Below are 22,496 nucleotides of genomic sequence, written 5' to 3'. Positions count from 1 at the left end.
GCACGATGGTCTCGATGGCGGTGCTCAACGCCGTGGCGTCGCTGGTGCTGCAGATGATGCAGCGCGTGGCGGCGGCCTTGTGGAGTGCCGATGTCGTCAACGCCCTCACGGGGCTGGATGCCGAGGGCTTCACCAACCAGGCGCTGCAGCAGGGCGGCTTCAGGCTGCTGATGACGGTGCTGATCGTGTGCGCACCGCCGATGGCCGCGAGGTTCTTCCGGGGCGCGATGGGGAGCTTCATGCCGTTCTCGGCGTTCGGGCAGGGGCAGGGGCCTACGGCGCGTCCGAAGGAAGAGTTCCATTCCTCAGGACTGGAAGGCGATTCCTTCCGGCTGGCCACCGGAAGCAGAGGCGGTCATGGTTTGCCGGTCGTCGATGAGATCAAGGTGTATGCATTTGCCAATCCCTACGGGCTGTCAACAAACCCGCAGGGCACTGCCGCGCCTACGAGTGCGTCGCTGGTTTCGAACAAATTCGACGATGGCTTTGAGGATTTCCTGGCGCATGAAAAAGCCAGCCTTGTGTCGAGTGCCTACGGCTCGGGTGCGCTAATCGACACTCAGGACGGCGGAGCCCAGCGCCAGCCTGTCGCGCCTCTCACCGCACAGGACTACAAAGCGCAGGCGGACAGGCTGATGCAGAAGGCAAACCAGTTGCAGGATGCGGAACAATGGGCACGTAGCCAAGGGCTGGACGCCGACGCGAACAACTACCGGGTAGCAGCCCAGAAGGCTTTCTATGCATCAAATACTGCATCAATGCAAGCCATCAGCATTGAAAGCACCAGCAATATTCCCAAGGCAGCATCCACCAATCAATTCAGGTCGGATTGGAGTTACATGGGTGCGAATTCGTCGGGCATCGATGTCAACAAGAGAGGCTTTCTCACTCCGGACTATCAGGTCGTCGCAGCAAGCCCCCTTTCAGCCGCAGGAGGAATTGCCCGAAATAGTCATGACGGTACCATCTACATGTTCGGCGGCGTCGCGCAGACCAACCCACGATCTATCGCGTTCGAACCCGCTGCTACCGGTTCGGTTGGATGGATCTTTGGCGACAATGATGCTCGGTCAACCAACAGCTTCTTGAGTGGCGACGCCAGCCAAGCGTTCATTTCAATACCTACTCCTTGGCGCGTCAACCTCTTGGGCGCGATCACCCGTTCGTACGGTAGTGCATATGCTTTGGAACTCGGTCTAGCGTCACCTGCGAAGGTTTCATACGGTGTCGTTCCCATATTGCACTCGACCATCGTTTTTGACCCCAACAAGAGATAAGGAGTGCGAGATGCCAGGTGGCATAGACGAGGAGTCGTGGAAGCGCATGAGTCCTTTGGCGAAGAAGATTAATCGGGCGGCGGTATTGCTCGTGGTGGTTCTGATGGTGGTGGCGGCACTGTATAAGCTGTTGCAATAGGGGCGTCGCCCCGGTATGCAAGAGCAGAGCAGCCAGACGAAAAAACCTTACCACCCAGTTCACGCGGCCAGATTTGTGAGCGTTACCGCGCGGGGCACAAATGCGCGCCCATGTACGCTTCTCTCGTGCCTCGTACGCCAAACCGGGCGTTCGAAATGCAGAGCGCCTGCTTCCGACGCACCGCCGCGCGCAGTACCAAGGCGCGGTTCGCCAGAAACCCGCGAAAAGCAAGAGCGCTAGTAGCCGCGAGTCACGTCCACCACGCCTGCGATCGGCTCGCCCTGCTCCATCGCTCGGATCTTGCTGGCGATCTGCGCAATCGACGCTTCGCGCTCGGTACGCGCGGAGCCGTGCGGCGTGACGGTGATCTTCGGATGGCGCCAGAACGGATGCTCGGCCGGCAGAGGCTCCACGTCGAACACATCCAGCGTCGCGCCGGCGAGCTGGCCGCTGTCTAGCAAGGGAATGAGGTCGGCATCCACGAGATGGGCGCCGCGCGCCACGTTGATCAGGTAGCCGCCGGGCTGGCCGGCGTTGAGCTTGGAGAGCGTGTCGCGGTTGAGGATGCCGCGCGTGGCCGGCGTGAGCGGCAGCAGATTGACAAGCACGCGGCTCGCGCCGAGGAAGGCGTCGAACTCCGACTCGCCCGAGAAGCAACGCAGCCCCTCGATGGCCTTGGCCGAGCGGCTCCAGCCGTTGACCGGAAACTCGAACTGGCTGACGGCCTTCGCCACCCGCTCGCCCAGCACGCCGAGCCCCATCACGCCGACCGTGAAGTCCTTGCGTTCGCGCGGCTTGCGATAGCTCCAGCGGCCCGCGCGGGACTCGGCCTCGTAGGCGTCGAATTCGCGGAAGTGCCGGATCAGGAAGTGGCAGACGTACTCGGCCATCTGCACGGACATGCCGGCATCGTCGAGCCGGACGACCTGGGTCTGTGGCGGCACCTTCAGCTTGAGCAACGCGTCGACGCCGGCACCGATGTTGAACATGCCGCGCAGATGGGGCTGTTCGTCGAGCAGCGCCTGCGGCGGCGCCCAGACCACGGCATGGTCGGCCGGCGCGGCGCCGGGCGCCCAGTTCTCCACTTCGGCTTCGGGCAAGGCGGCGCGGAGGCTCGCGATCCACGGATCGGGACGGTTGTCGGTGAGGCTGACGATGATTCGCATGGATGGATCTTAGAACCTGCAGTCGGGCACGCGGGAAAACCCAGCCTTCAATGCACCAAACGCGTTCACAAGCCCGGTCAGGTCCTCGCGGCCCGACACGCAACGGGCGCATCGGACCACACTACCTCGCGGCCAGCCTGTTCCTGCTGTGCGGCAGCTTCACCAACTTGATCGGCGGCAGCATCCACTACGTGATGACGATGCTGCGGCCGCGTGCCGCCACGCTGGCGGCACGGGCCTGAAGGCTCAGGCCGCGATGCGGAGCAGTTCCGCGCCTTCGGTGACCTGGTCGCCCGGCGCGTAGAGCAGTTCTTCGACCGTGCCGTCGGCCGGCGCCGCAATGGTGTGCTCCATCTTCATCGCCTCCATTACGGCGAGCGGCTGGCCGCGGCTGACCTTGTCGCCGGCTTTCACCGCGAATGACACGACCTTGCCCGGCATCGGTGCGGTGAGCCGGCCGCCCTCGGCGTGGGTATCGCCCGCATGGGCGAGGCGGTCGATGGCGGTGATCTTCGTGGCGCCGTGCGCAGCGAAGACATGGGCCGTAGCCTGGTCCTCGTAGACATTGAGCGTGTGGCGCTGGCCGTCGAACTGCAGTTCGAGTTCGCCCGAAGGGAAGCTGCCGATCTCCAGCGGCCCCGACACATCGCCGACCTGAAGCGACAGCGCGCCATCATGCAGGTAGCGCAGCGCCGCGCTCTTCGTCTCGCCGCGGAACTCGAACTCGAAGGGTCGCGTCGCGACGCCGTGCGACTGCCAGCCATCGCGCCGGCTGAACGGATCGGCGCTGGACGTCGCCGTTTCCGCAAGCAGCGTGCAGGCAATCGACGCCGCCGCGGCGAGCGGCAGGCCCAGGGGCTCCTGGTCGAACAGCACTGCGCGCTCGCGTTCGATCAGCGCCGTGTCGAGCTTCGCATTCGCGAACGAATCCGTGCGCAGGATGCCGCGCAGGAACTGGACATTGGTCGCGACGCCGACGATGTGCGTCTGCGCCAGCGCCAGGTCGAGCCGAGCGAGCGCTTCCCCGCGCGTGGCGCCATGGACGATCAGCTTGGCGATCATCGAGTCGTAGAAGGGCGAGATCACGCCACCTTCGCGCACGCCGTCGTCGATGCGCACGCGGCTGCGCTGGAAGGCGGTCGCCTGCGGCTTGCGGTAGACGTGCAGGGTGCCGGTGGCAGGCAGGAAGTTGTTGTCCGGGTTCTCGGCGCAGATGCGCGCTTCGATCGCGTGGCCGTGGATCTGCAACTGCTCCTGCTTCAATGGCAAAGCTTCGCCCGAAGCGACGCGCAACTGCCATTCGACGAGGTCCAGCCCGGTGATGGCTTCGGTCACCGGATGCTCGACCTGCAGCCGCGTGTTCATCTCCATGAAGAAGAAGTTCATGCTGCCGTCGGCGCGCTGCTCGACGATGAATTCCACCGTGCCCGCGCCGACGTAGTCGACCGCCCGCGCAGCGGCTACCGCAGCTTCGCCCATCTGCTTGCGCATCGCCTCGGTCATGCCCGGTGCCGGCGCCTCCTCCAGCACCTTCTGGTGGCGCCGCTGCACCGAGCAATCGCGCTCGAACAGGTAGACGTAGTTGCCCTTCGTGTCGCCGAACACCTGGATCTCGATATGGCGCGGGCGCTGCACGTACTTTTCGATCAGCACCGCGTCGTCGCCGAAGCTGTTGATCGCCTCGCGCTGGCATGAGGCCAGCGCTGCGGAAAAATCACCGGCCTTCTCGACCACGCGCATGCCCTTGCCGCCGCCGCCTGCGCTGGCCTTGATGAGCACGGGGTAGCCGATGCGATCGGCCTCGCGTTGCAGCAGCGCAGGGTCCTGGTCGCTGCCGTGGTAGCCGGGCACCAGCGGCACGCCCGCCTTCTCCATAAGTTGCTTGGACTCGGCTTTCAGGCCCATGGCCTTGATGGCTGAAGGCGGCGGGCCGATGAAGACCAGGCCGGCGTCGGCGCAGGCCTGGGCGAACTCCTCGTTCTCGCTGAGGAAGCCATAGCCGGGGTGCACCGCCTCCGCGCCCTTGGCCTTGGCGGCTTCGAGAATCTTCTCCCAGCGCAGGTAACTCTCCTTCGGCGCGCTGCCGCCGAGGTACACCGACTCGTCGCAGGCGCGCACATGGTTGGCATGCGCGTCGGCATCGGAATACACGGCCACGGTGCGGATCGCCATGCGGCGTGCGGTCGCCGCGACACGGCAGGCGATCTCGCCACGGTTCGCGATCAGGATCTTCTTAAACATTCGATGAGTCTCCGGGGGAGTTCTTCTTGAGCTGGAACGCGGGGGCCACGCCAGGGTCGGGCCGGCCGCTGAAGATGCGGGCCACTCGGCCGAAGAGGGATTTGAGGAAACGCCAGCTCTTGCGGATCAACCACACGCTGAGCACCAGCACGGCAATGAAGAGCACGCCGAACACCAGCGGGTGCGCGACAGCGAGCCAGAGTCCCGCCGGCACCATGCCGTCCTCGACGAGCGAGGCGCCGACGTTGCTGAAGGGCTCCGGCGAGGTGTTGATCGCCGCGCGCGTCGTGGCCTTGGCGGCATGCGCGGTCGCGGCGAAGCCGCCGCCGAGCAGGGCCGCGACCAGCGCCATCGCCGCATGGTCGGCGCCGAACACGCCGGCCGCGAGCGCCGCGCCGGCAGGGATGCGGATCGCCGTATGGACCATGTCCCAGATCGAATCGAGACCCGGGATCTTGTCGGCGAAGAACTCCACGAAGACCATGAAGCCGCTCGCCGCCAGCACGACCGGATGGGCCAGCAGGTGCAGGCCGTTCGGCAGCGGCACCCAGCCCATGTAGCCGGCCAGGCCGGTCAACAACACGACGAGGTACAGCCGCACGCCGCTGGCCCAGCCGAGTGCAGCGGCCAATGCGAGCAGTTGGGGCATGTCCAGACTGGTCATTGCTCACCCCCAGCCTTGCCCACTTCGTGTGGCTCGGACACCCCTTTCCACGGGACAATCCCGGCGACCCGGCACAGCCGGTTCCGCGGGATTTCCGATACGGGCCGAGCGTCCGCCACGTTCGTCACCCTAGCCAACTCGGCTTGCGCTTCTGCAGGAAGGACTGGACGCCTTCGCGGCCTTCCTCGCTGGCGCGGATGTCGGCGATGCCCTGCACCGTCTTGGCGACCAGCGCATCGTCGATCTCGCGACCTGCGACGTCCGCGATCAGCGTCTTGCATGCACGCACCGCCGCCGGGCTGGCACTGGTGAGGGCCTTCACGATCTCGGCGACCTTGGCGTCCAGCGCATCGGCGGCGACCACCTCGTGCACGAAGCCGATGCGATGCGCCTCGGCTGCAGTGAAGCGCTCGGCCGTGAGGAACCAGCGCTGCGCTGCGCGCGTGCCCATCGCGCGCAGGACATAGGGGCTGATGGTGGCCGGGATCAGGCCGATCTTGACTTCGCTCAGGCAGTACCACGCCGTGTCGACGCTCACCGCGATGTCGCATGCGGCGACCAGGCCCATCCCGCCCGCATAGACGTCGCCCTGCACGCGCGCGACCACCGGCTTGGGACTTTCATGGATGGTGCGCAGCATCGCGGCGAGGCCGCCTGCGTCTGCGAGGTTCTGTTCGTGCGTGAAGTCGGCCGCGCGGCGCATCCAGTTGAGATTGGCGCCGGCGCAAAACGCCGGGCCGTTCGCGCCGAGCACGATGACCCGCACGTCGGCTGCGGCGCTCGCCTGTGCAAAGGCCTCGCCGAGCTCGCGGATGACGACGTCGTCGAAGGCATTGCGCAGCTCGGGCCGGTTGAGCCAGATGCGCGCAACCGCGCCTTCGATCGCGAGTTCGAGGGTGGTGAAGTCACTCATGGATGTCATTCCCTGGCTTCCTGTTGCAGCAGATAGACCCAGTCCAGCTCCGGCCCGGGTTGCGCCATCGCAGTGAGCGCGGCAGCCACCTGGCCGCGATGGTGGGTCGCGTGGTTGAAGACGTGCCCCAGCGCCGGCCCGAAGGGAATCACCACCTGCTCGCCGTTGTTGCGGACATAGGACAGAACGCCGTCGTAGCGGTCCGGCGGCAAGGTCGCAAGCCATGGGCTCCAGCGCGTGACGGCAGCGGCGAGCGCATCGCACACTTCGGCGCGATCCGCATGCAGTTCGGTGTCGAGCGACATGCGCAACGACTTGCCTTCTGCGAAGCGCGCGAACCAGATGTTGTCGGTCACCAGCAGATGGTTGACCGTCAGGTGCACGGAGCGGAAGTACAGACCGCAGTCCTTGTGCCAGTCCTCGTCGGACAAGCCCGCGAGGTTCGACGTGATGAGCCTGTTGGTGGCCCACACGTGGTAGCGCCCGAGACTGGCGAAGTAGTTGGCGAGCGACATGGTGCTGGCCCTCACATGCGGAAGATGCCGAATCTCGGCTCGGGAATCGGCGCATTGCGTGCCGCAGCCAGGCCCAGCGCCAGCACGCGGCGCGTGTCGGCAGGGTCGATGATGCCGTCGTCCCACAGCCGCGCCGTCGCGTAGTAGGGATGACCCTGTGCCTCGTACTGGTGGCGGATCGGCGACTTGAAGGCTTCCTCCTCCTCCGCGCTCCACTGCCCGCCCTTGGCCTCGATGCCATCGCGCTTGACGGTGGCGAGCACGCTCGCGGCCTGCTCGCCGCCCATCACGCTGATGCGTGCGTTGGGCCACATCCAGAGGAAGCGCGGCGAGTAGGCGCGGCCGCACATCCCGTAGTTTCCGGCGCCGAAGCTGCCGCCGATGATGATGGTGAACTTCGGCACATTGGCCGTGGCCACGGCCGTCACCATCTTCGCGCCGTGGCGCGCGATGCCCTCGTTCTCGTACTTGCGGCCGACCATGAAGCCGGTGATGTTCTGCAGGAACACCAGCGGGATCTTGCGCTGGCAGCACAGCTCGATGAAGTGCGCGCCCTTCTGCGCAGATTCGGAGAACAGGATGCCGTTGTTCGCGACGATGCCCACCGGCATGCCCTCGATCTCGGCAAAGCCACAGACCAGCGTGTTGCCGAAGCGCGACTTGAACTCATGGAATTCGCTGCCGTCCACGATGCGGGCGATGATCTCGCGGACGTCGAAGGGCTTGCGGGTATCGACCGGGATCACGCCATAGAGTTCGTCGGCCGGGAAGTCGGGTGCGCGCGGTGTCGCCGTTGGATTCTCGCCGCCGCCGTTTCGCGCGTTGAGGTTGGCGACCGCCGATCGCGCCAACGCCAGCGCATGCAGGTCGTTCTGTGCCAGATGGTCCGCCACGCCTGACAGCCGCGTGTGAACGTCGCCGCCACCCAGGTCCTCTGCGGTGACGACTTCGCCGGTGGCCGCCTTCACGAGCGGCGGGCCGCCCAGGAAGATGGTGCCCTGGTTCTTGACGATGATGCTCTCGTCGCTCATGGCGGGCACGTAGGCGCCGCCTGCCGTGCAGGAGCCCATCACCACCGCGATCTGCGAAATGCCCTGCGCGCTCATGTTCGCCTGGTTGTAGAAGATGCGGCCGAAGTGATCTCGGTCCGGGAACACCTCGTCCTGGTTGGGCAGGTTGGCGCCGCCCGAGTCCACGAGGTAGATGCAGGGCAGGCGGTTCTGCTCGGCGATCTCCTGCGCGCGCAGGTGCTTCTTGACGGTCATCGGGTAGTAGGTGCCGCCCTTCACCGTCGCGTCGTTGCAGACGATCATGCAATCCACGCCGCTGACCCGGCCGATGCCGGCGATCAACCCCGCGCCGGGTGCGGCGCCGTGGTACATCGCATGGGCCGCGAGCGGCGCCACTTCGAGGAAGGGCGTGCCCGGGTCCAGCAGTTGCGCGACGCGATCGCGTGGCAAGAGCTTGCCGCGCGCCGTGTGCTTGCTGCGCGCAGCCTCGCCGCCGCCGGCCTCGACCTTGGCGAACTGCGCGTGCAGGTCGTCGACCAGTGCGCGCATGGCGGTCGCGTTGGCCTGGAATTCGGCCGAGCGGGCGTTGAGTTTGGTCTCCAGCTTCATGCAGTTTGGTCCTCGTCGAGCCCGAGCTGGCTCTTCATCGCTTCGCGAATCTTGAATTTCTGGATCTTGCCGGTCACCGTCATCGGGAACGCGGCGACGAACTCGATATACCTCGGCACCTTGTAATGCGCGATCTGGCCCTTGCAGAAGTCGCGGATCTCGTCGGCGGTCGCGGTCTGTCCGGGCTTGGGGATGATCCAGGCGCACAGCTCCTCGCCGTACTTCTTGTCGGGAAGGCCGACGACCTGCACGTCCTGCACCTTGGGGTGGCGATAGAGGAATTCCTCGATCTCGCGCGGATAGATGTTCTCGCCGCCACGGATCACCAGGTCCTTGATGCGGCCGACGATGTTGACGTAGCCCTCGGCGTCCATGGTGGCGAGGTCGCCGGTGTGCATCCAGCCTTCGGCATCGATGGCTTCGCGGGTCTTTTCCTCGTCTTCCCAATAGCCGTGCATCACCGAATAGCCGCGCGTGCAGAACTCGCCGGAGACGCCCGTCGGGACGATGTCGCCCGTGACCGGATCGATGATCTTGATCTCCAGGTGCGGCTGCACGGTGCCGACAGTGGACACGCGCTTTTCGAGCGGCGTGTCGGTCGAGCTCTGGCAGCTCACCGGGCTGGTCTCGGTCATGCCGTAGGCGATGGTGATCTCGCGCAGGTGCATCTGGTCGACCACGCGCTTCATCACCTCGGTGGGGCACGGCGAGCCGGCCATGATGCCGGTGCGCAGTGTCGAGAAGTCGAACTCCCTGAAGCGCGGATGGTCGAGCTCGGCGATGAACATGGTCGGCACGCCATGCAGCCCCGTGCACTTCTCGGCCTGCACCGTCTGCATCACGGTGAGCGGGTCGAAGCCGTCATTGGGGTAGACGATGGTCGCGCCGTGCGTGATGCACGCGAGGTTGCCCAGCACCATGCCGAAGCAGTGGTAGAGCGGCACCGGGATGCACAGGCGGTCCACCGGCGACAGCTTCATGCATTCGCCGATGAAGAAGCCGTTGTTCAGGATGTTGCGGTGCGTGAGCGTCGCGCCCTTCGGGAAGCCGGTGGTGCCGCTGGTGAACTGGATGTTGATCGGGTCCGTCGCCTTCAGCGTCTTCGCGATGGCGGCGACCTGCGGGTCGTCGGGCGTGCCGCTGTCGAGCAGGGTCGAGAAGCGCAACAGCCCTGGAAGCTCCCCGCTGTCGGCCGGTGTGTCGATCCATGCCAGGGTGCGCAGGTGCGGCAGGCGCGCGGCGTTCAATGCGCCGGGCTTGGCATCCGCCAGCTCGGGCGCGAGTTCGCGCAGCATGCCGACATAGTCGCTGGTCTTGAAGCTCTTCATCGTGACCAGCGCCTTGCACGCCACCTTGTTGAGCGCGTACTCGAGCTCCGAGGTGCGGTAGGCCGGATTGATGTTGACCAGGATGATGCCGACCTTCGCCGTGGCGAGCTGCATCAGCACCCAGGGCGCGTTGTTGTGCGACCAGATGCCGACACGGTCCCCTGGCACGAGGCCCAACCCCAGCAAGGCGCTGGCGAGCCGGTTGGCTTCGCGCTGGAGTTCGATGTAGCTGTAGCGCTTCGACTCGTGGGCGCTGACCAGGGCTTCGTGGTCGCCTTGGCGCGCAGCCATGTCGTCGAAGAAGTCGCCAATGGTCTGCTCGATCAGGGGCACGTCGGTGGCGCCTCGTGCCATGCTCTCGGTGAGTGCGGCCATTTTTTCTTTGCTCCTAGTACCTGGGAGTCATGCTGTCTCAGCGAAGAGTTCCCGCCCGATGAGCATGCGGCGGATCTCACTGGTGCCAGCGCCGATCTCGTACAGCTTGGCGTCGCGCCACAACCGCTCGACGGGGAAGTCCTTGGTATAGCCCACGCCGCCCAGCGCCTGGATCGCCTCGCCGGCCATCCAGGTCGCCTTCTCGGCCGAATAGAGGATCGCGCCCGCCGCGTCCTTGCGGAAGGTACGGGCGTGGTCGCTGCGGTCGCAGGCCTTGCCGACTGCGTAGACGTAAGCCCGCGTAGCCTGCCAGGTCGAATACATGTCGGCCAGCTTGCCCTGCATGAGCTGGAACTCGCCGATGCTCTGGCCGAACTGCTGGCGTTCGTGCACGAAGGGCAGCACCGCATCCATGCAGGCGGCCATGATGCCCAGCGGGCCGCCGGAGAGCACGGCACGCTCGAAGTCGAGGCCGCTCATGAGCACCTTGGCGCCCATGCCCTCGCCGCCCAGCACGTTCTCCTCGGGCACTTCGCAGTTGTCGAAGAACAGGGGGAAGGTGTTGGAGCCGCGCATGCCGAGCTTGTCGAGCTTGGTGCCGGCCGAGAAGCCCTTGAAGCCCTTCTCGACGATGAAGGCCGTCATGCCGCGAGCGCCCATCTCGGGCTCGGTCTTGGCGTAGATCACCAGCGTGTCGGCGTCGCCGCCGTTGGTGATCCACATCTTGCCGCCGTTGAGCACGTAGCGGTCGCCCTTTTTCTCGGCGCGCAGCTTCATGCTGACGACGTCGGAGCCGGCATTGGGCTCGCTCATCGCCAGTGCGCCGACGTGTTCGCCGCTCACCAGCTTGGGCAGGTATTTCTTCTTCTGCGCCTCGCTGCCGTTGCGGTGGATCTGGTTGACGCAGAGGTTCGAATGCGCGCCATACGAAAGCCCGACCGAGGCCGAAGCCCGCGAGACTTCCTCCATCGCGACGATGTGCGCGAGGTAGCCGAGTTCGGTGCCGCCGTATTCCTCCTTCACCGTCATGCCGTGCAGGCCGAGGTCGCCGAGCTTCTTCCAGAGGTCGGCCGGAAACAGGTTGTCGCGGTCGATATCCGCTGCGCGCGGTGCAATCTCGTTGGCTGAGAAAGTCTGGATCGCGTCGCGCAGCGAGTCGATGGTGTCGCCCAGGTCGAAGTTCAGGCCGGGATCGTGCATGGGGTTGTCTCCTCAATCGGTTCGGCCGCGCCGGAATTCGCGCGCGGAAAGCCGCAGCTTACGCCCTGTGCCGTTGCAATTGGCGCCACAATGGTTGCAAATCACGCCACGCTATCGCACACGCATGTCGTCGTCCCTGCTGCGGAACAGCAACCGCGCCGCCACGCCAATCGCCTTTGTACGAGCCATTGTCCAGGGCTACGAGCGCTACGGTGCCGATCCCGCACAGGCGCTGGCGGAGGCACAGATCACGCCGCAAGATCTCGCCAATCCGCAGGCCCGCGTCACGGCGGCGCAGTTCGAGGCGCTGTCGGGCTTTGCGATGCAGGAACTCGACGACGAGGCGCTCGGCTGGTTCGCGCGCCGCCTTCCGTGGGGAACCTACGGCATGTTGTGCCGCGCCTCGCTCGGCTCGCCGAACCTGGGCGTCGCGATCAAGCGCTGGTGCAGGCACCACCGGCTGCTGACGGACGACATCACGCTCGACCTGGCGGTGGCCGGCGGCGTCGCCACCGTGTCGGTCACCGAGCATCGCGCACTGGGGGACTTCCGGGAGTTCTGCCTGGTATCGAGCCTGCGCTTCCTGCACGGCTACGCCTGCTGGGCGATCGACTCACGGGTCTCGTTGAGCGCGGCCTCGTTTCCGTTCGAGGCGCCGGCGCACCGCGACGCCTATCCGTTGATGTTTGGAGGCGAACTGCATTTCGGCGCGGCACGGGCCGACTACAGCTTCGACGAACGCTACCTGGCCCTGCCGCTGCAGCGCGACGAACGCGCGCTGCGAACCATGCTGCGGCGCGCCCTGCCACTCACGGTGCTCCAATACCGCCGCGACCGTCTGCTGGGCCAGCGCGTGCGGGAGCTGTTGCGCACGCGCGGCGGCGAGGCCGCAACGGCGGAGGGGCTCGCCACCCTGCTGAACCTGTCCACCCGCACGCTGCATCGCCAGTTGCTGGAAGAAGGCATTTCGCTGCAGGCGTTGAAAGACGAAGTGCGGCACGAACTGGCGGCCGATCAGTTGCGCCGCACCGACCGGCCGATCAAGCAGGTCGCGCTGGCGGTGGGGTTCCGCAACGAGAAGAGCTTTTCCCGCGCCTTCCGGAGTTGGGCCGGCGTGACGCCGGGCGCCTTCCGGCGTGGCACGCAGCCAGTTACAGTCTCGGCCGCCGATCCGTGAAATAAGCACGCACAGGGTGCATCCGGCGCGTCACAGCACACCGGAACGGTGCATTGGCCCGCCTAGGATCAGCGGATGCAGCAAGTTCCCGATACCGACAGCTCCGAGTTCGCCGCCCTGATGGACTTCATCGCCACTTCGGGACGCGTCCGCAGCCATCCGTCCGTGAGCGAGAACGCCGACAAGCTGACCTCTCGGATGTGGGCGGGCCGCGCCAAGGCGATGACCCAGTCGATCACCGCCATGGCCAAGGCGGCCGTTCGCACGGGCAACTGAGCTCAGTCCCGCTGGACGTTCAATGAATCGCGCAGCGCCTGGAACTCGGGCGAGCGCTGCAGCGCGCTGCGCCCCGCGGCGATCAGCCGGGTGACTTCCTCGTCCGTGATCGAGAACGCCGTCGGCACCTGAAGGAGCCGCAGCCGCAAGTCGCCGTCGGCGGCGTCACGAAGGTTGACCTGCACCACGTGGATCTCCGCGTCGGGAGCGAACGCATCGGAACCATCCGAACTGCGCGACTTCAAGTCCTCCCGCCACTGCCGCGCGGTGTCGAGCAGGAACTCCTGCGTTTCCAGCACCGCGCGCGCACCGGCGCCGAACAAAAGGGTGTCGGCCACGGCCCTGGCGCGCGGCAGCCTGTCGCTGGTGTCGACGTTGTTCGACGGGTCGCGCGCCGAGTTGACGCTGATCAGGATCAGCTTGCGGACGCTGCCGCGCGGAATGCCGACCTCTTCGAAGCTCTCGCGCAAGCCCCCGCCGAGCAATGCGCGGTCGAGCAGCCTGCGCACGGCGAGGTTGTCGGCGACGCCGCCGTCCACGAGATGGATGAAGGGGCGGGCCTGGGCATCGAGGTAGCTGTTGGCCTGCATGCGGAACATGCGCGCGCGGTAGTTGCCCTGGCCGCGCACGGCCAGGCGCGGCACGATGCCGCGGTCACGGCACTCCTGGGCGTAGTTCTTCAGCGTCATCGGGCTCAGCAGGATGGGCACCGCCGACGATGCCGCGACCGCGAAGGAGAGCGGCACGGTCTGGAGGTCCGAGCAGATCAGCTCGAACTGGTCCTGCGTGAACTCGAAAGGCGTGCCCAGCGACATGTCCGTCGCGGCGATCACGAGTTGGGGATGCCGGGGGTGGCTCTCGATGTCGGCGTAGGTCTTGCCCTCGTAGATCTCGTCGAGCCGGCGCGCGAGAAGGTGCGAGCGGCCGTACCAGGGCGAGCTGAGGTCCCACAGGCTGGTGGGTCGCAGCGCCTGGAGGATGAGGCTGTTCTGGAAGTTCTGGCGCAGGAAGTCGCGCTCGAAGTCGGGCAGCTTCGCTGCGCCGAAGGCCGCGTAGTAGGCCGCGAGGATGCTGCCGCCCGAGACGCCGCTGATGACGTCCGTGGCATCGAGCAGGTCGGTGCTGCGGCCATTCCACTGGAACTGGGTGCGATGGAGTTCGGCCAGCACGCCATAGCCGAAGGCTGCCGCACGCGCGCCGCCGCCGGACAGCGTGACAGCCACCAGGATGGTCGGGTCGCGGCCCGAGCTGGCGGCCACGGCGAGACGCGGCGGCGGGTTCTCGGGCAGCGGGTCGTTCAGCCAGGGCCGCAGCGACGAGCAGCCGGCGGCGCACGCCGCGATCAGGAGGCCACAGAAAAGACGGAGGCCTCGCATCTCGTGGGTCTCAGGCGAGCACGGGGCGCCAGTCGGCCAGCAGTGCGGGCACCTGCGCCATGTCGGTGAACACCTGGACCACGCCGACGGCGCGCAACGCGTCAGGCCCGCTGTGGCCCAGGTCGGTGGGGCTGTAGCCGAAGACGGTCGCGCCCGCCGCGACGCCGGCCATGGCGCCGGTGACGGTGTCCTCGATCACCGCGCAGCGCGCCGGGTCTACGCCCAGCGCTGCGGCGGCGGCCAGGTAGACATCCGGCGCAGGCTTGGAACGAGGGGTTTCGTGACCGCTGAAGATGCGACCCGCAAAGCAGTCGAGCAGGCCGATCTTGTCCAGTTGCAGTTCGACCTTGAGCCGGTCCGCGCCGGATGCGCAGGCGATGCGCCCGCCGAGTGCCGCATGCAATGCGCGCACGGCTTGCGCGGCGTTGGGAATGGCGAGCAGATCGCGCTCCAGCGCCTCGTTGCGGCGGATGCGGAAACCGTTCAGCCAGTCGTCGGTGATCGCGAAGCCGGTCTTCTCCTCGATCAGCGCGACCTCGTCCTTCACCGCCTTGCCGACAAAAAGGCGCATGGATTCCTCGACGCTGAGCTTCCAGCCCAGTTCGCCGAGCATCTCGGCCAGTACGCGGTTGGTGATGGGTTCGGAGTCGACCAGGACGCCGTCGCAGTCGAAGAGGACGGCGTCGAAAGGGAATGAATTCATGGGGGGCCATCGTATCAACGAAGCAATCGCATTGATCGCAGCCGATTGCAGGCGTTCCAGGAACCCCGCGCGGAGCCGGCTCCGCCGGTCCGCCGGGGTTGCCCCCTGGAAGCGGGTGTCAGAGCCACACGAAGGGCGAGGCTGGGGGTCAGGTCTTGATCGGGATGTACATCTCCCCACCCGCCGCCTTGAACTCCGCCGACTTTCCGGCCATGCCGTTCGCCGCGTACTCGCGCACCTCCTGCGTGATCTTCATCGAACAGAACTTCGGCCCGCACATGGAGCAGAAGTGCGCGACCTTGCTGCTGTCCTTGGGCAGCGTTTCGTCGTGGAACTCGCGTGCAGTGTCGGGGTCGAGGCCGAGGTTGAACTGGTCCTGCCAGCGGAATTCGAAGCGCGCCTTGGAGAGCGCGTCGTCGCGTGCCCGCGCACCGGGGTGCCCCTTGGCGACGTCGGCCGCATGGGCAGCGATCTTGTACGCGATGATCCCCTGCTTCACGTCGTCGCGGTCCGGCAGGCCCAGGTGCTCCTTGGGCGTGACGTAGCACAGCATCGCGGTGCCGGCCCAGCCGATCATCGCGGCGCCGATGGCGCTGGCGATGTGGTCGTAGCCCGGCGCGATGTCGATGGTCAGCGGGCCGAGCGTGTAGAACGGCGCCTCGTGGCAATGCTTCAACTGCTCGTCCATGTTGGCCTGGATCAGGTGCATCGGCACGTGGCCGGGGCCTTCGATCATGGTCTGCACGTCGTGCTTCCAGGCGATCTGCGTGAGTTCGCCAAGGGTGCGCAGTTCGGCAAATTGCGCCTCGTCGTTGGCGTCCGATGCGCAGCCGGGGCGCAGCCCGTCGCCGAGCGAGAAGCTCACGTCATAGGCCTTCATGATGTCGCAGATGTCCTCGAAGTGCGTATAGAGGAAGCTCTCCTCGTGGTGCGCGATGCACCACTTGGCCATGATCGATCCGCCGCGCGAGACGATGCCGGTGCGGCGGTCCGCCGTGAGGTGGATGAAGGGCAGGCGCAAGCCCGCATGGATGGTGAAGTAGTCGACGCCCTGCTCGGCCTGTTCGATCAGCGTGTCGCGGAAGATCTCCCAGGTGAGGTCCTCGGCCACGCCGCCGACCTTTTCCAGCGCCTGGTAGATCGGCACCGTGCCGATCGGGACCGGGCTGTTGCGCACGATCCAGTCGCGCGTGGTGTGGATGTTGCGGCCGGTGGAGAGGTCCATCACGTTGTCGGCGCCCCAGCGGATCGCCCACACGAGCTTCTCGACCTCTTCCTCGATGCTGGAGGTCACGGCCGAGTTGCCGATGTTGGCGTTGATCTTGACCTTGAAGTTGCGGCCGATCGCCATCGGCTCGACTTCGGGGTGGTTGATGTTGGCCGGGATGATGGCGCGGCCCCGCGCCACTTCGTCGCGCACGAACTCGGGCGTGATGATCTTCGGGATGCGCGCGCCCATCGGGTTGCCGGCCAGGCGCTTCTCTCGGGCCTCGTCGGCGAGGTACTCGGCCATCCATTCGCGGCGGCCGTTCTCGCGCAAGGCGACGTATTCCATCTCGGGCGTGACGATGCCGCGGCGCGCGTAGTGCATCTGCGTCACGTTGGCCCCTGACTTGGCGCGCCGTGGGGTGCGCTGCAGGGCGGCGGCTCCCGCACGCAGTTCGGCGATGCGCTGCGCATCGCGGTCGGCATGCGTGGCGCCGTCGTCGAGCGCGAGATGCGCGCGGCCTTCGTAGCTTTCGGTGTCGCCGCGCTCGCCGATCCATGCATCGCGCACGCCGGGCAGGCCGCGGCGCACGTCGATGTCCGCGGCGGGATCGGTGTACGGCCCGGAGGTGTCGTAGAGGGACACGCGCTCTCCATTGGTAAGCGACACCTCGCGCACGGGCACGCGCAGGTCGGGCCGGCTGCCGGCGATGGTGCTCTTGCTGGAGGCGGGAAAGGGTTCACGCGTGAGCGTGAGAAGGGATGCGAACTTGTCGATGGCATTCATGCGGGGCACTCCTGGTTGTGGGACAACGGGTGCTCCGCGATCGCTCCGGGACGGTGACGGCCGTCGAGGACGGACTGACACCTGGGAGTCGCAGCTCTTCTTACGCTGGTATGAACCAGATCAAGTTCGCGGGTTCGGCCGCTTGGCCATCTCAGTACGCATCTGCGTGCACCCCGGAGCGGGGCCGATTCTAGGCCGGGCCCGCGGGAGGGATCAAGTCGGACGCACGGCGACCATCGGTGTGACGGTCATCGGCCCCTCTGCACCGGAGGCTGCAGCCTCGGCCGCGGCCCACGCGTCCAGACCGCCGGCCAGCACGCGCACACGGGGCAGGCCCGCGGCCATCAGCACGCGTGCGGCAGCGACGGCCGATTCGTCGTTCGGGCAATCGCAGAACACGACGAGCTCGCGGCCATCGGAGAAACTGCCGAGCCGCTTCGGAAGGTGCGCCAGCGCGATGCCGATGGCGCCTGGAATCGCACGTTCGTCCAGCACACGCGTCTCGTCGGAACGCACGTCGATCACGGTGGGGCCGGCGCCGGCAGCGAGGGCCTCGCGCAGCACCTGGACTTCCATCAACTGGATGTCATCGGCGCGCAGCGCCATGCGGCGTTGGCGATAGCGCCACAGGATGAACGCGACCAGCAGCAGCGCGAAGATCGCCATGGCGGTGAGCCCGATATCGGAAAGCACCGCCAGCACATCCTCGATGGCCGCGTGGAAGACGCGCCCCAGCACCAGGAAGCCCAGCGTCCAGATCAGCGCTGCCACGGTCTCGTAGGACAGGAAGCGCAGGTTCGACATGCCGAGCGCGCCCGCCATCGGAGGCGCGACCACCGACACGCCCGGCACGAACTTCGCCGCAATGAGCGACAGGCCGCCCCAGCGGCCGAGGATCGATTCGCTGCGCTGCACGCAGGTGTCCGCCGACAGCGAAATGCGGCACAACAGCCGCATGACCCGGTAGCCCCAGCGCCGCCCTGCGAGGAACCACACGCCGTCGCCCAGGATGTTGCCCAGCACCGCAGCGAGGGTCACCGCGAGGAAAGACACCTGTCCACCGACCGTGAGTCCACCGGCCACGATCAGGAAAGGCACCGCCGGCACGGGCGCGCCCAGGCGCGTCGCCAGCGTGGCAACGAAGACCAGGGCCGAACCCTGGCTGGCGAGAAGTGCGACGAAGTCGTTCATGGTTTCACGGGACCGTTGGCGCTGCAGGAATCGAACGGCGGCTATTCCCCTTGGGTGGGTCGTTCCGTCGGATTCGCCGTGGCTTGTGCAGCGGGACCGCCACGAAGATCCAGATCGGAGAAAAAGGCAATGCCGTGGCCGCGGGTGTTGTCCGCATCGGCCGAGACGGCGACCGCGACCACGTCCGGCATGATCCCGCCGGCTTCGTCCCCGAAGGCACGGCGATAGTCCGCGAGCAGGTTGCGGCGTTCGGCCACCCACGCACCCGGCTTGGCGGCAGCGCCGGACTCCAGCACGATCATCCGCACCCTGCGGGTGAAGGCGTTCATGAACTCGCTGCCCTTCGCTTCCTTGTTGTCCCACACGTAGCACAGCGCTTCGCTGGGGACGTCTTCGCCGGTGGCGCGGCGGGCGAGAGCCAGGCGGGTGCGTTCGCCGACCGACAGCCGGTCGGCGGGGAAGTCGAAGAACACGCACAACTTGGCCACGCCGTCGTCACCCGCACGGGTGCGCAGGTCGGCGTCCTGCACGAACTCGTCGACGCGCCAGCGCCATGCGAGCGTGGTGCCGCTGTTGAGTGGCACCTGCGTGGGATGCACCAGATTGCCGTAAGACTGGTCGGCCTCGACCTTGAGCACGCGCTTGCCGTCCTGCTGCACCACTTCGAAACGCGTGGGGGCCTTGTTGGGCAGCGTGGTGAAGCGCCAGGGCTGCGGCGCCTGCGTGCCTTGCGCGCTCGAGAAGGGCGTCAGCGTCGCGGGTTCATCGGCACGGGCCGGCGAAATCGAGCCGAGCAGCAGCGCGGACGCCAACGGCAAGACCGCGGCGACTCGCCGCAGCCAGCGTGCAAACTGATCCGTCGTATTGCTTTCCATCTCGCCCTCTTGTCGTGTGCTTGGGTCTGCAGGAACCTTCGCGGAGCGCCTTCGGCGCTCTGCGCACATGGGAGAGTGTGGGGGCGGCAAGGCGCAAGATAAATACGCCAAAAGGAATCTGTCTGTCTCCATCCTGGACACAATGCCCGGCGGACAGCTATCGAATCGATAGCAACGAATCCTTGCACGGCCTCATTGGAGGCCATTTCGTCACTGGACGGGTCAGTGCAGATCGCCGTCGACGTAGTACCACCGATTGTGGAGACCATCGACCTCGCGCACGAAGCGGCTGCGCTCGTGCAGGCGCGACGCCACGCCGGCGCTGCTTCGCTGGCGAGCCACGAACTCGACTTCCGCGTGATCGGCGTCGAGCACCGAACGCGAGCGAACGTCCAGACCGAGCCATTTCACGCCCGGCTCGAAGCTCACCTCGCTGGGCCGGGTCGACGGGTGCCAGGTCGCGAGGAGATAGTCGGCCCTCTCGCGCACGAAGGCGGTGTAGCGCGAGCGCATGAGCGATTCGGCATCCGTGGCCGGGGTGTTCTCGAAATCGTCCACATAGCGCCCGCAGCATTGGGCGTAGGCCAGCGGAAGCTCCCGGCGATCACGGCGCCCGCAGGGGCAAGGGACACGAACGGAGCTGGGGGAAGATGCGGACATGGAGGGTTTGAGCGGGGAATCCAGCGCGTATTGTGCAGACCCTCGCACAAACCCTGCCTTGGGCGGCGTCGACCCTCCCCTCATTTGGGGGCCGGGAGACGGCCCAGCAGGCTTTCGACTGCCAGGCCGAGGGCCAGCAGTTGGCGATCGCTGCCCGCCGGCCCGTCGAACTCCAGGCCGACCGGCAGGCGGCTCGTGGCACCCAGCCCGACGGGCAGTTGCAGGCCTGGCAGGCCGGCATTGCTGCCGGGGTCGGTGTTCTGGATCAGCACCACGAAGTTCTCCACGCTGCTGGCGTCCGGCGTCGCGGCCAGCGCCACACGCGGCACCGTCGGGAACACCAGCGCATCGAGCCTGTTCCTCGTGAAGGTGTCGCGGTAGAGCCGCTGCAGCGCCGGGCGGGCCACCCGCATCGCGTTGTCGTACGCCGGCTTGGCGTCGACCACGCCCTTGGCGGCCGGCAGCTTGCGCGGGATGATCAGCCCGTCGAAAGTGCCCTTGACGTCGGGACTGGCGACCGCCGCGGCGAGCTGCGCGATGGTGACGCCGGTGCGGTATGTCGCGAGGTAGGCCACGATGTCGTCGTGCGCCTCGTACAACGCGACCGGAAAGCCGACTGCGCCGTTGAGCTCCATCAGCTTGGGCATCTCCACGTCGACCAGGGTCACGCCCGCCGCACGCAGCCTGGCCAGCGCCGCATCGGTGGCCGCGCGCGTGTCGGCATCGAGGTTGGCGTAGAAGGCCGGCACCACGCCGAGCCGCACGCGCTTGAGGTTGGCAGGCTTGACCGGCGTGCCGCCCACGATCACGCGATCGAGCAACGCCACGTCGGCGACCGACAGCGCCATCGGCCCGGCCGTGTCGCGGGTGTGCGAGATCGGCGTGATGCCCGCCTGCGAATAGCGGCCGACGGTCGGGCGCAGCGAGGCGCAGCCGTTGAACGCGCAGGGGATGCGCACCGAGCCGCCCGTGTCGGTTCCGAGCGCTGCGGGCACCATGCGCGCACCGAGCGCCGCGCCGTTGCCCGAGGACGAGCCGCCCGCAACGCGCGTGCTGTCGTAGGCATTGCGCACGCCGACTTCGGGACCGGTCTGGAACGCGGGGTTGTAGCCCGTCACGCCGAACGCCAGCTCGTGCATGTGGGTCTTGCCCATCACGATGGCGCCCGCCGAGCGCAGCTTGGCGACGACTGGCGCATCGGCTTGCGGCACGAAGGTCTTGAGCGCAGGCGTTCCGGCCGTGGCCGGCAGGCCCTTGACCTGGATGTTGTCCTTCACCGCCACCGGCACGCCGGCGAGCGGCTTGCAGGCGCCGCCCTGCTTGCGTTCCGCGTCGGCCGCGCGAGCGGCGCGCAACGCACCGGCCTCATCGAGCGTGATGAAGGCGTTGAGCTGCATCTTGGCCCTGGCCTGCGCCAGGTAGGCCGACACCAGCTGCTCGCTGCTCAGCGTGCCCGCGCAGATCTGCCGCGCTGCCTCGCTGGCCGTCAGGGTGGCGAGATCCGCCGCCGTGGGCTGGGCCGCCAGGGGCAGGCCGAGGGCGGCCACGCCCAGAAGCGACAGAAGAACTGCCGCGCGAGGCGCGGACGGAGGATTCGGCGAGAAGAGCATGTGCGGTCTCCATCGAAGGGACCACCATGCTGCACCGATATGCGCGCTTTGTCTGCCGGATCAGGCCAGCGCGCGCTGGATCAGCAGCTTCTGGATGTCCGAGGTGCCTTCGTAGATCTGGCACACGCGCACGTCGCGGTAGATGCGCTCCAGCGGAAAGTCGTTGACGTAGCCATAGCCGCCCAGCGTCTGGATGGCCGCGCTGCAAACGCGCTCGGCCATCTCGCTGGCGAAGAGCTTGGCCATGGCCGCTTCCTTCAGACAGGGCTGGCCGGCATCGCGCAGGCTGGCCGCGTGCCAGATCAGTTGCCGCGCCGCTTCGATCTGCGTCGCGCAGTCGGCCAGCCGGAAGCCCACTGCCTGCTGATCGAAGATCGAGCCGCCGAAGGCCTGGCGCTCCTTGGCATAGGCCACGGCCACCTCGAAGGCGCTGCGCGCCATGCCCACGCTCTGGGCCGCGATGCCGATGCGTCCGCCTTCCAGCGCGCCGAGGGCGATCTTGTAGCCCTCGCCTTCCTGGCCGATCAGGTTCTCGGCGGGAATGCGGCAGCCGTCGAAGTTGATCTGGGCGGTGTCGCTCGAATGCTGGCCCAGCTTGTCCTCCAGCCGCGCCACGTTGTAGCCCGGGGCGTCGGTGGGAACGATGAAGGCGCTCATGCCGCGCTTGCCCGCGCCCTTGTCGGTGACCGCGATCACGATCGCGACCTGTCCGTTCTTGCCGCTGGTGATGAACTGCTTGACGCCGTCGATCACCCAGCCGTCGCCATCCTTGCGCGCGGTGGTGCGCAGCGACGATGCATCGCTGCCGGCCTGCGGCTCCGTCAGGCAGAAGGCGCCGAGCATGCGGCCCTGCGCCAGCGGCTGCAGCCACTGCTTCTTCTGCTGTGCATTGCCGTAGCGCATGAGGATGGCGTTGACCGGGCAGTTGGTCACGCTGATCGCGGTACTGGTGCCGCCGTCGCCGGCGGCGATTTCCTCCAGCACCAGCGCGAGCGTCAGGTAGTCGAGCCCGGCGCCGCCGTCCTCTTCGGGCACGCAGATGCCATAGGCGCCCAGTTCGGCCAGGCCGGCATGCGCCTCCTTGGGGAAGCTGTGCTCGCGGTCCCAGCGCGGCGCGTGGGGCCAGAGCTCCGCTTGCGCGAACGCGCGCACGGCATCACGAATCGCTTCCTGGTCGGCGCTGAGCAGCATGGCGTAT

The 22,496-nt window shown here is 67.0% G+C and carries 20 protein-coding genes and 1 riboswitch; of the genes, 4 read left to right on the top strand and 16 right to left on the bottom strand.

The genetic code is table 11. The features are described 5' to 3' along the window. Positions 1–1,277 (top strand): polymorphic toxin type 22 domain-containing protein (locus tag QTH97_RS25025; protein WP_286571194.1); only part of this gene is annotated, 1,277 nt, incomplete at its 5' end. 375 nt (positions 1,278–1,652) lie between these two features. Here the strand turns inward: QTH97_RS25025 and QTH97_RS25020 are convergent. Next, on the bottom strand, positions 1,653–2,582 hold the full coding sequence (locus QTH97_RS25020; protein WP_286571193.1) for a 2-hydroxyacid dehydrogenase: 930 nt from the start codon (positions 2,580–2,582) through the stop codon (positions 1,653–1,655). A 50-nt stretch (positions 2,583–2,632) separates the two neighbouring features. Here QTH97_RS25020 and QTH97_RS25015 point away from each other — a divergent pair, with 50 nt between their 5' ends. Continuing rightward, complete coding sequence (locus QTH97_RS25015) at positions 2,633–2,824, top strand: hypothetical protein (RefSeq protein WP_286571192.1); 192 nt, start codon at positions 2,633–2,635, stop codon at positions 2,822–2,824. 4 nt (positions 2,825–2,828) lie between these two features. Here the strand turns inward: QTH97_RS25015 and QTH97_RS25010 are convergent, their stop codons facing one another. From QTH97_RS25010 to QTH97_RS24980, 7 genes are all read right to left on the bottom strand, one after another. Beyond that, positions 2,829–4,823, bottom strand: a complete 1,995-nt coding sequence (locus tag QTH97_RS25010) for an acetyl-CoA carboxylase biotin carboxylase subunit (RefSeq protein WP_286571191.1) — start codon at positions 4,821–4,823, stop codon at positions 2,829–2,831. Next, complete coding sequence (locus QTH97_RS25005; RefSeq protein ID WP_286571190.1) at positions 4,816–5,487, bottom strand: DUF4126 domain-containing protein; 672 nt, start codon at positions 5,485–5,487, stop codon at positions 4,816–4,818. The genes QTH97_RS25010 and QTH97_RS25005 overlap by 8 nt, the downstream gene beginning before the upstream one ends. 124 nt (positions 5,488–5,611) lie before the next feature. Then, a complete protein-coding gene (locus QTH97_RS25000) occupies positions 5,612–6,400 on the bottom strand; it encodes an enoyl-CoA hydratase/isomerase family protein (protein ID WP_286571205.1) in 789 nt (262 codons plus the stop codon). A gap of 5 nt (positions 6,401–6,405) precedes the next feature. Beyond that, on the bottom strand, positions 6,406–6,915 hold the full coding sequence (locus QTH97_RS24995; RefSeq protein ID WP_286571189.1) for a DinB family protein: 510 nt from the start codon (positions 6,913–6,915) through the stop codon (positions 6,406–6,408). Between the two features lie 11 nt (positions 6,916–6,926). Further along, positions 6,927–8,534 (bottom strand): carboxyl transferase domain-containing protein, encoded by a 1,608-nt coding sequence (locus tag QTH97_RS24990; protein WP_286571188.1) that lies wholly within the window; start codon positions 8,532–8,534, stop codon positions 6,927–6,929. Beyond that, the gene (locus tag QTH97_RS24985; protein ID WP_286571187.1) at positions 8,531–10,237 is read right to left on the bottom strand and encodes an AMP-binding protein; all 1,707 of its coding nucleotides are present in this window, start codon (positions 10,235–10,237) and stop codon (positions 8,531–8,533) included. Before QTH97_RS24985 ends, QTH97_RS24990 begins: the two co-directional genes overlap by 4 nt. 27 nt (positions 10,238–10,264) lie before the next feature. After that, entirely contained in the window at positions 10,265–11,437 is a 1,173-nt protein-coding gene (locus tag QTH97_RS24980; protein ID WP_286571186.1) for an isovaleryl-CoA dehydrogenase, read from the bottom strand. Positions 11,438–11,561: 124 nt separating this feature from the next. Here QTH97_RS24980 and QTH97_RS24975 point away from each other — a divergent pair, with 124 nt between their 5' ends. After that, a complete protein-coding gene (locus QTH97_RS24975; RefSeq protein WP_286571204.1) occupies positions 11,562–12,614 on the top strand; it encodes an AraC family transcriptional regulator in 1,053 nt (350 codons plus the stop codon). Positions 12,615–12,689: 75 nt separating this feature from the next. Beyond that, complete coding sequence (locus QTH97_RS24970) at positions 12,690–12,890, top strand: hypothetical protein (protein ID WP_286571185.1); 201 nt, start codon at positions 12,690–12,692, stop codon at positions 12,888–12,890. A 2-nt stretch (positions 12,891–12,892) separates the two neighbouring features. Here QTH97_RS24970 and QTH97_RS24965 read toward each other — a convergent pair whose 3' ends face one another. The 8 genes from QTH97_RS24965 to QTH97_RS24930 all read right to left on the bottom strand — a co-directional run bounded on the left by QTH97_RS24965 (position 12,893) and on the right by QTH97_RS24930 (position 22,489). Continuing rightward, the gene (locus tag QTH97_RS24965) at positions 12,893–14,266 is read right to left on the bottom strand and encodes a patatin-like phospholipase family protein (RefSeq protein ID WP_286571184.1); all 1,374 of its coding nucleotides are present in this window, start codon (positions 14,264–14,266) and stop codon (positions 12,893–12,895) included. Positions 14,267–14,276: 10 nt separating this feature from the next. Continuing rightward, a complete protein-coding gene (locus QTH97_RS24960; RefSeq protein WP_286571183.1) occupies positions 14,277–14,969 on the bottom strand; it encodes an HAD family hydrolase in 693 nt (230 codons plus the stop codon). Positions 14,970–15,117: 148 nt separating this feature from the next. Continuing rightward, on the bottom strand, positions 15,118–16,962 hold the full coding sequence (gene thiC, locus QTH97_RS24955; RefSeq protein ID WP_286571182.1) for a phosphomethylpyrimidine synthase ThiC: 1,845 nt from the start codon (positions 16,960–16,962) through the stop codon (positions 15,118–15,120). Positions 16,963–17,042: 80 nt separating this feature from the next. Then, positions 17,043–17,148: riboswitch (TPP riboswitch) on the bottom strand. Between the two features lie 27 nt (positions 17,149–17,175). Beyond that, positions 17,176–18,153: a VTT domain-containing protein gene (locus tag QTH97_RS24950; protein WP_286571181.1), complete on the bottom strand. Its 978-nt coding sequence runs from the start codon at positions 18,151–18,153 to the stop codon at positions 17,176–17,178. 41 nt (positions 18,154–18,194) lie between these two features. Next, positions 18,195–19,028: a DUF3047 domain-containing protein gene (locus tag QTH97_RS24945; RefSeq protein ID WP_286571180.1), complete on the bottom strand. Its 834-nt coding sequence runs from the start codon at positions 19,026–19,028 to the stop codon at positions 18,195–18,197. A 222-nt stretch (positions 19,029–19,250) separates the two neighbouring features. Then, on the bottom strand, positions 19,251–19,688 hold the full coding sequence (locus QTH97_RS24940) for a YchJ family protein (RefSeq protein ID WP_286571179.1): 438 nt from the start codon (positions 19,686–19,688) through the stop codon (positions 19,251–19,253). Between the two features lie 80 nt (positions 19,689–19,768). Continuing rightward, positions 19,769–21,298: an indoleacetamide hydrolase gene (gene iaaH, locus QTH97_RS24935; RefSeq protein WP_286571178.1), complete on the bottom strand. Its 1,530-nt coding sequence runs from the start codon at positions 21,296–21,298 to the stop codon at positions 19,769–19,771. 60 nt (positions 21,299–21,358) lie between these two features. Continuing rightward, positions 21,359–22,489 (bottom strand): acyl-CoA dehydrogenase family protein, encoded by a 1,131-nt coding sequence (locus QTH97_RS24930; RefSeq protein WP_286571177.1) that lies wholly within the window; start codon positions 22,487–22,489, stop codon positions 21,359–21,361. Positions 22,490–22,496: the final 7 nt, after the last annotated feature.

The organism is Variovorax gracilis (genome assembly GCF_030317115.1).
In the GTDB taxonomy this organism is placed as follows: domain Bacteria; phylum Pseudomonadota; class Gammaproteobacteria; order Burkholderiales; family Burkholderiaceae_C; genus Variovorax; species Variovorax gracilis.
This window is presented reverse-complemented; position numbering and strand designations above follow the sequence as displayed.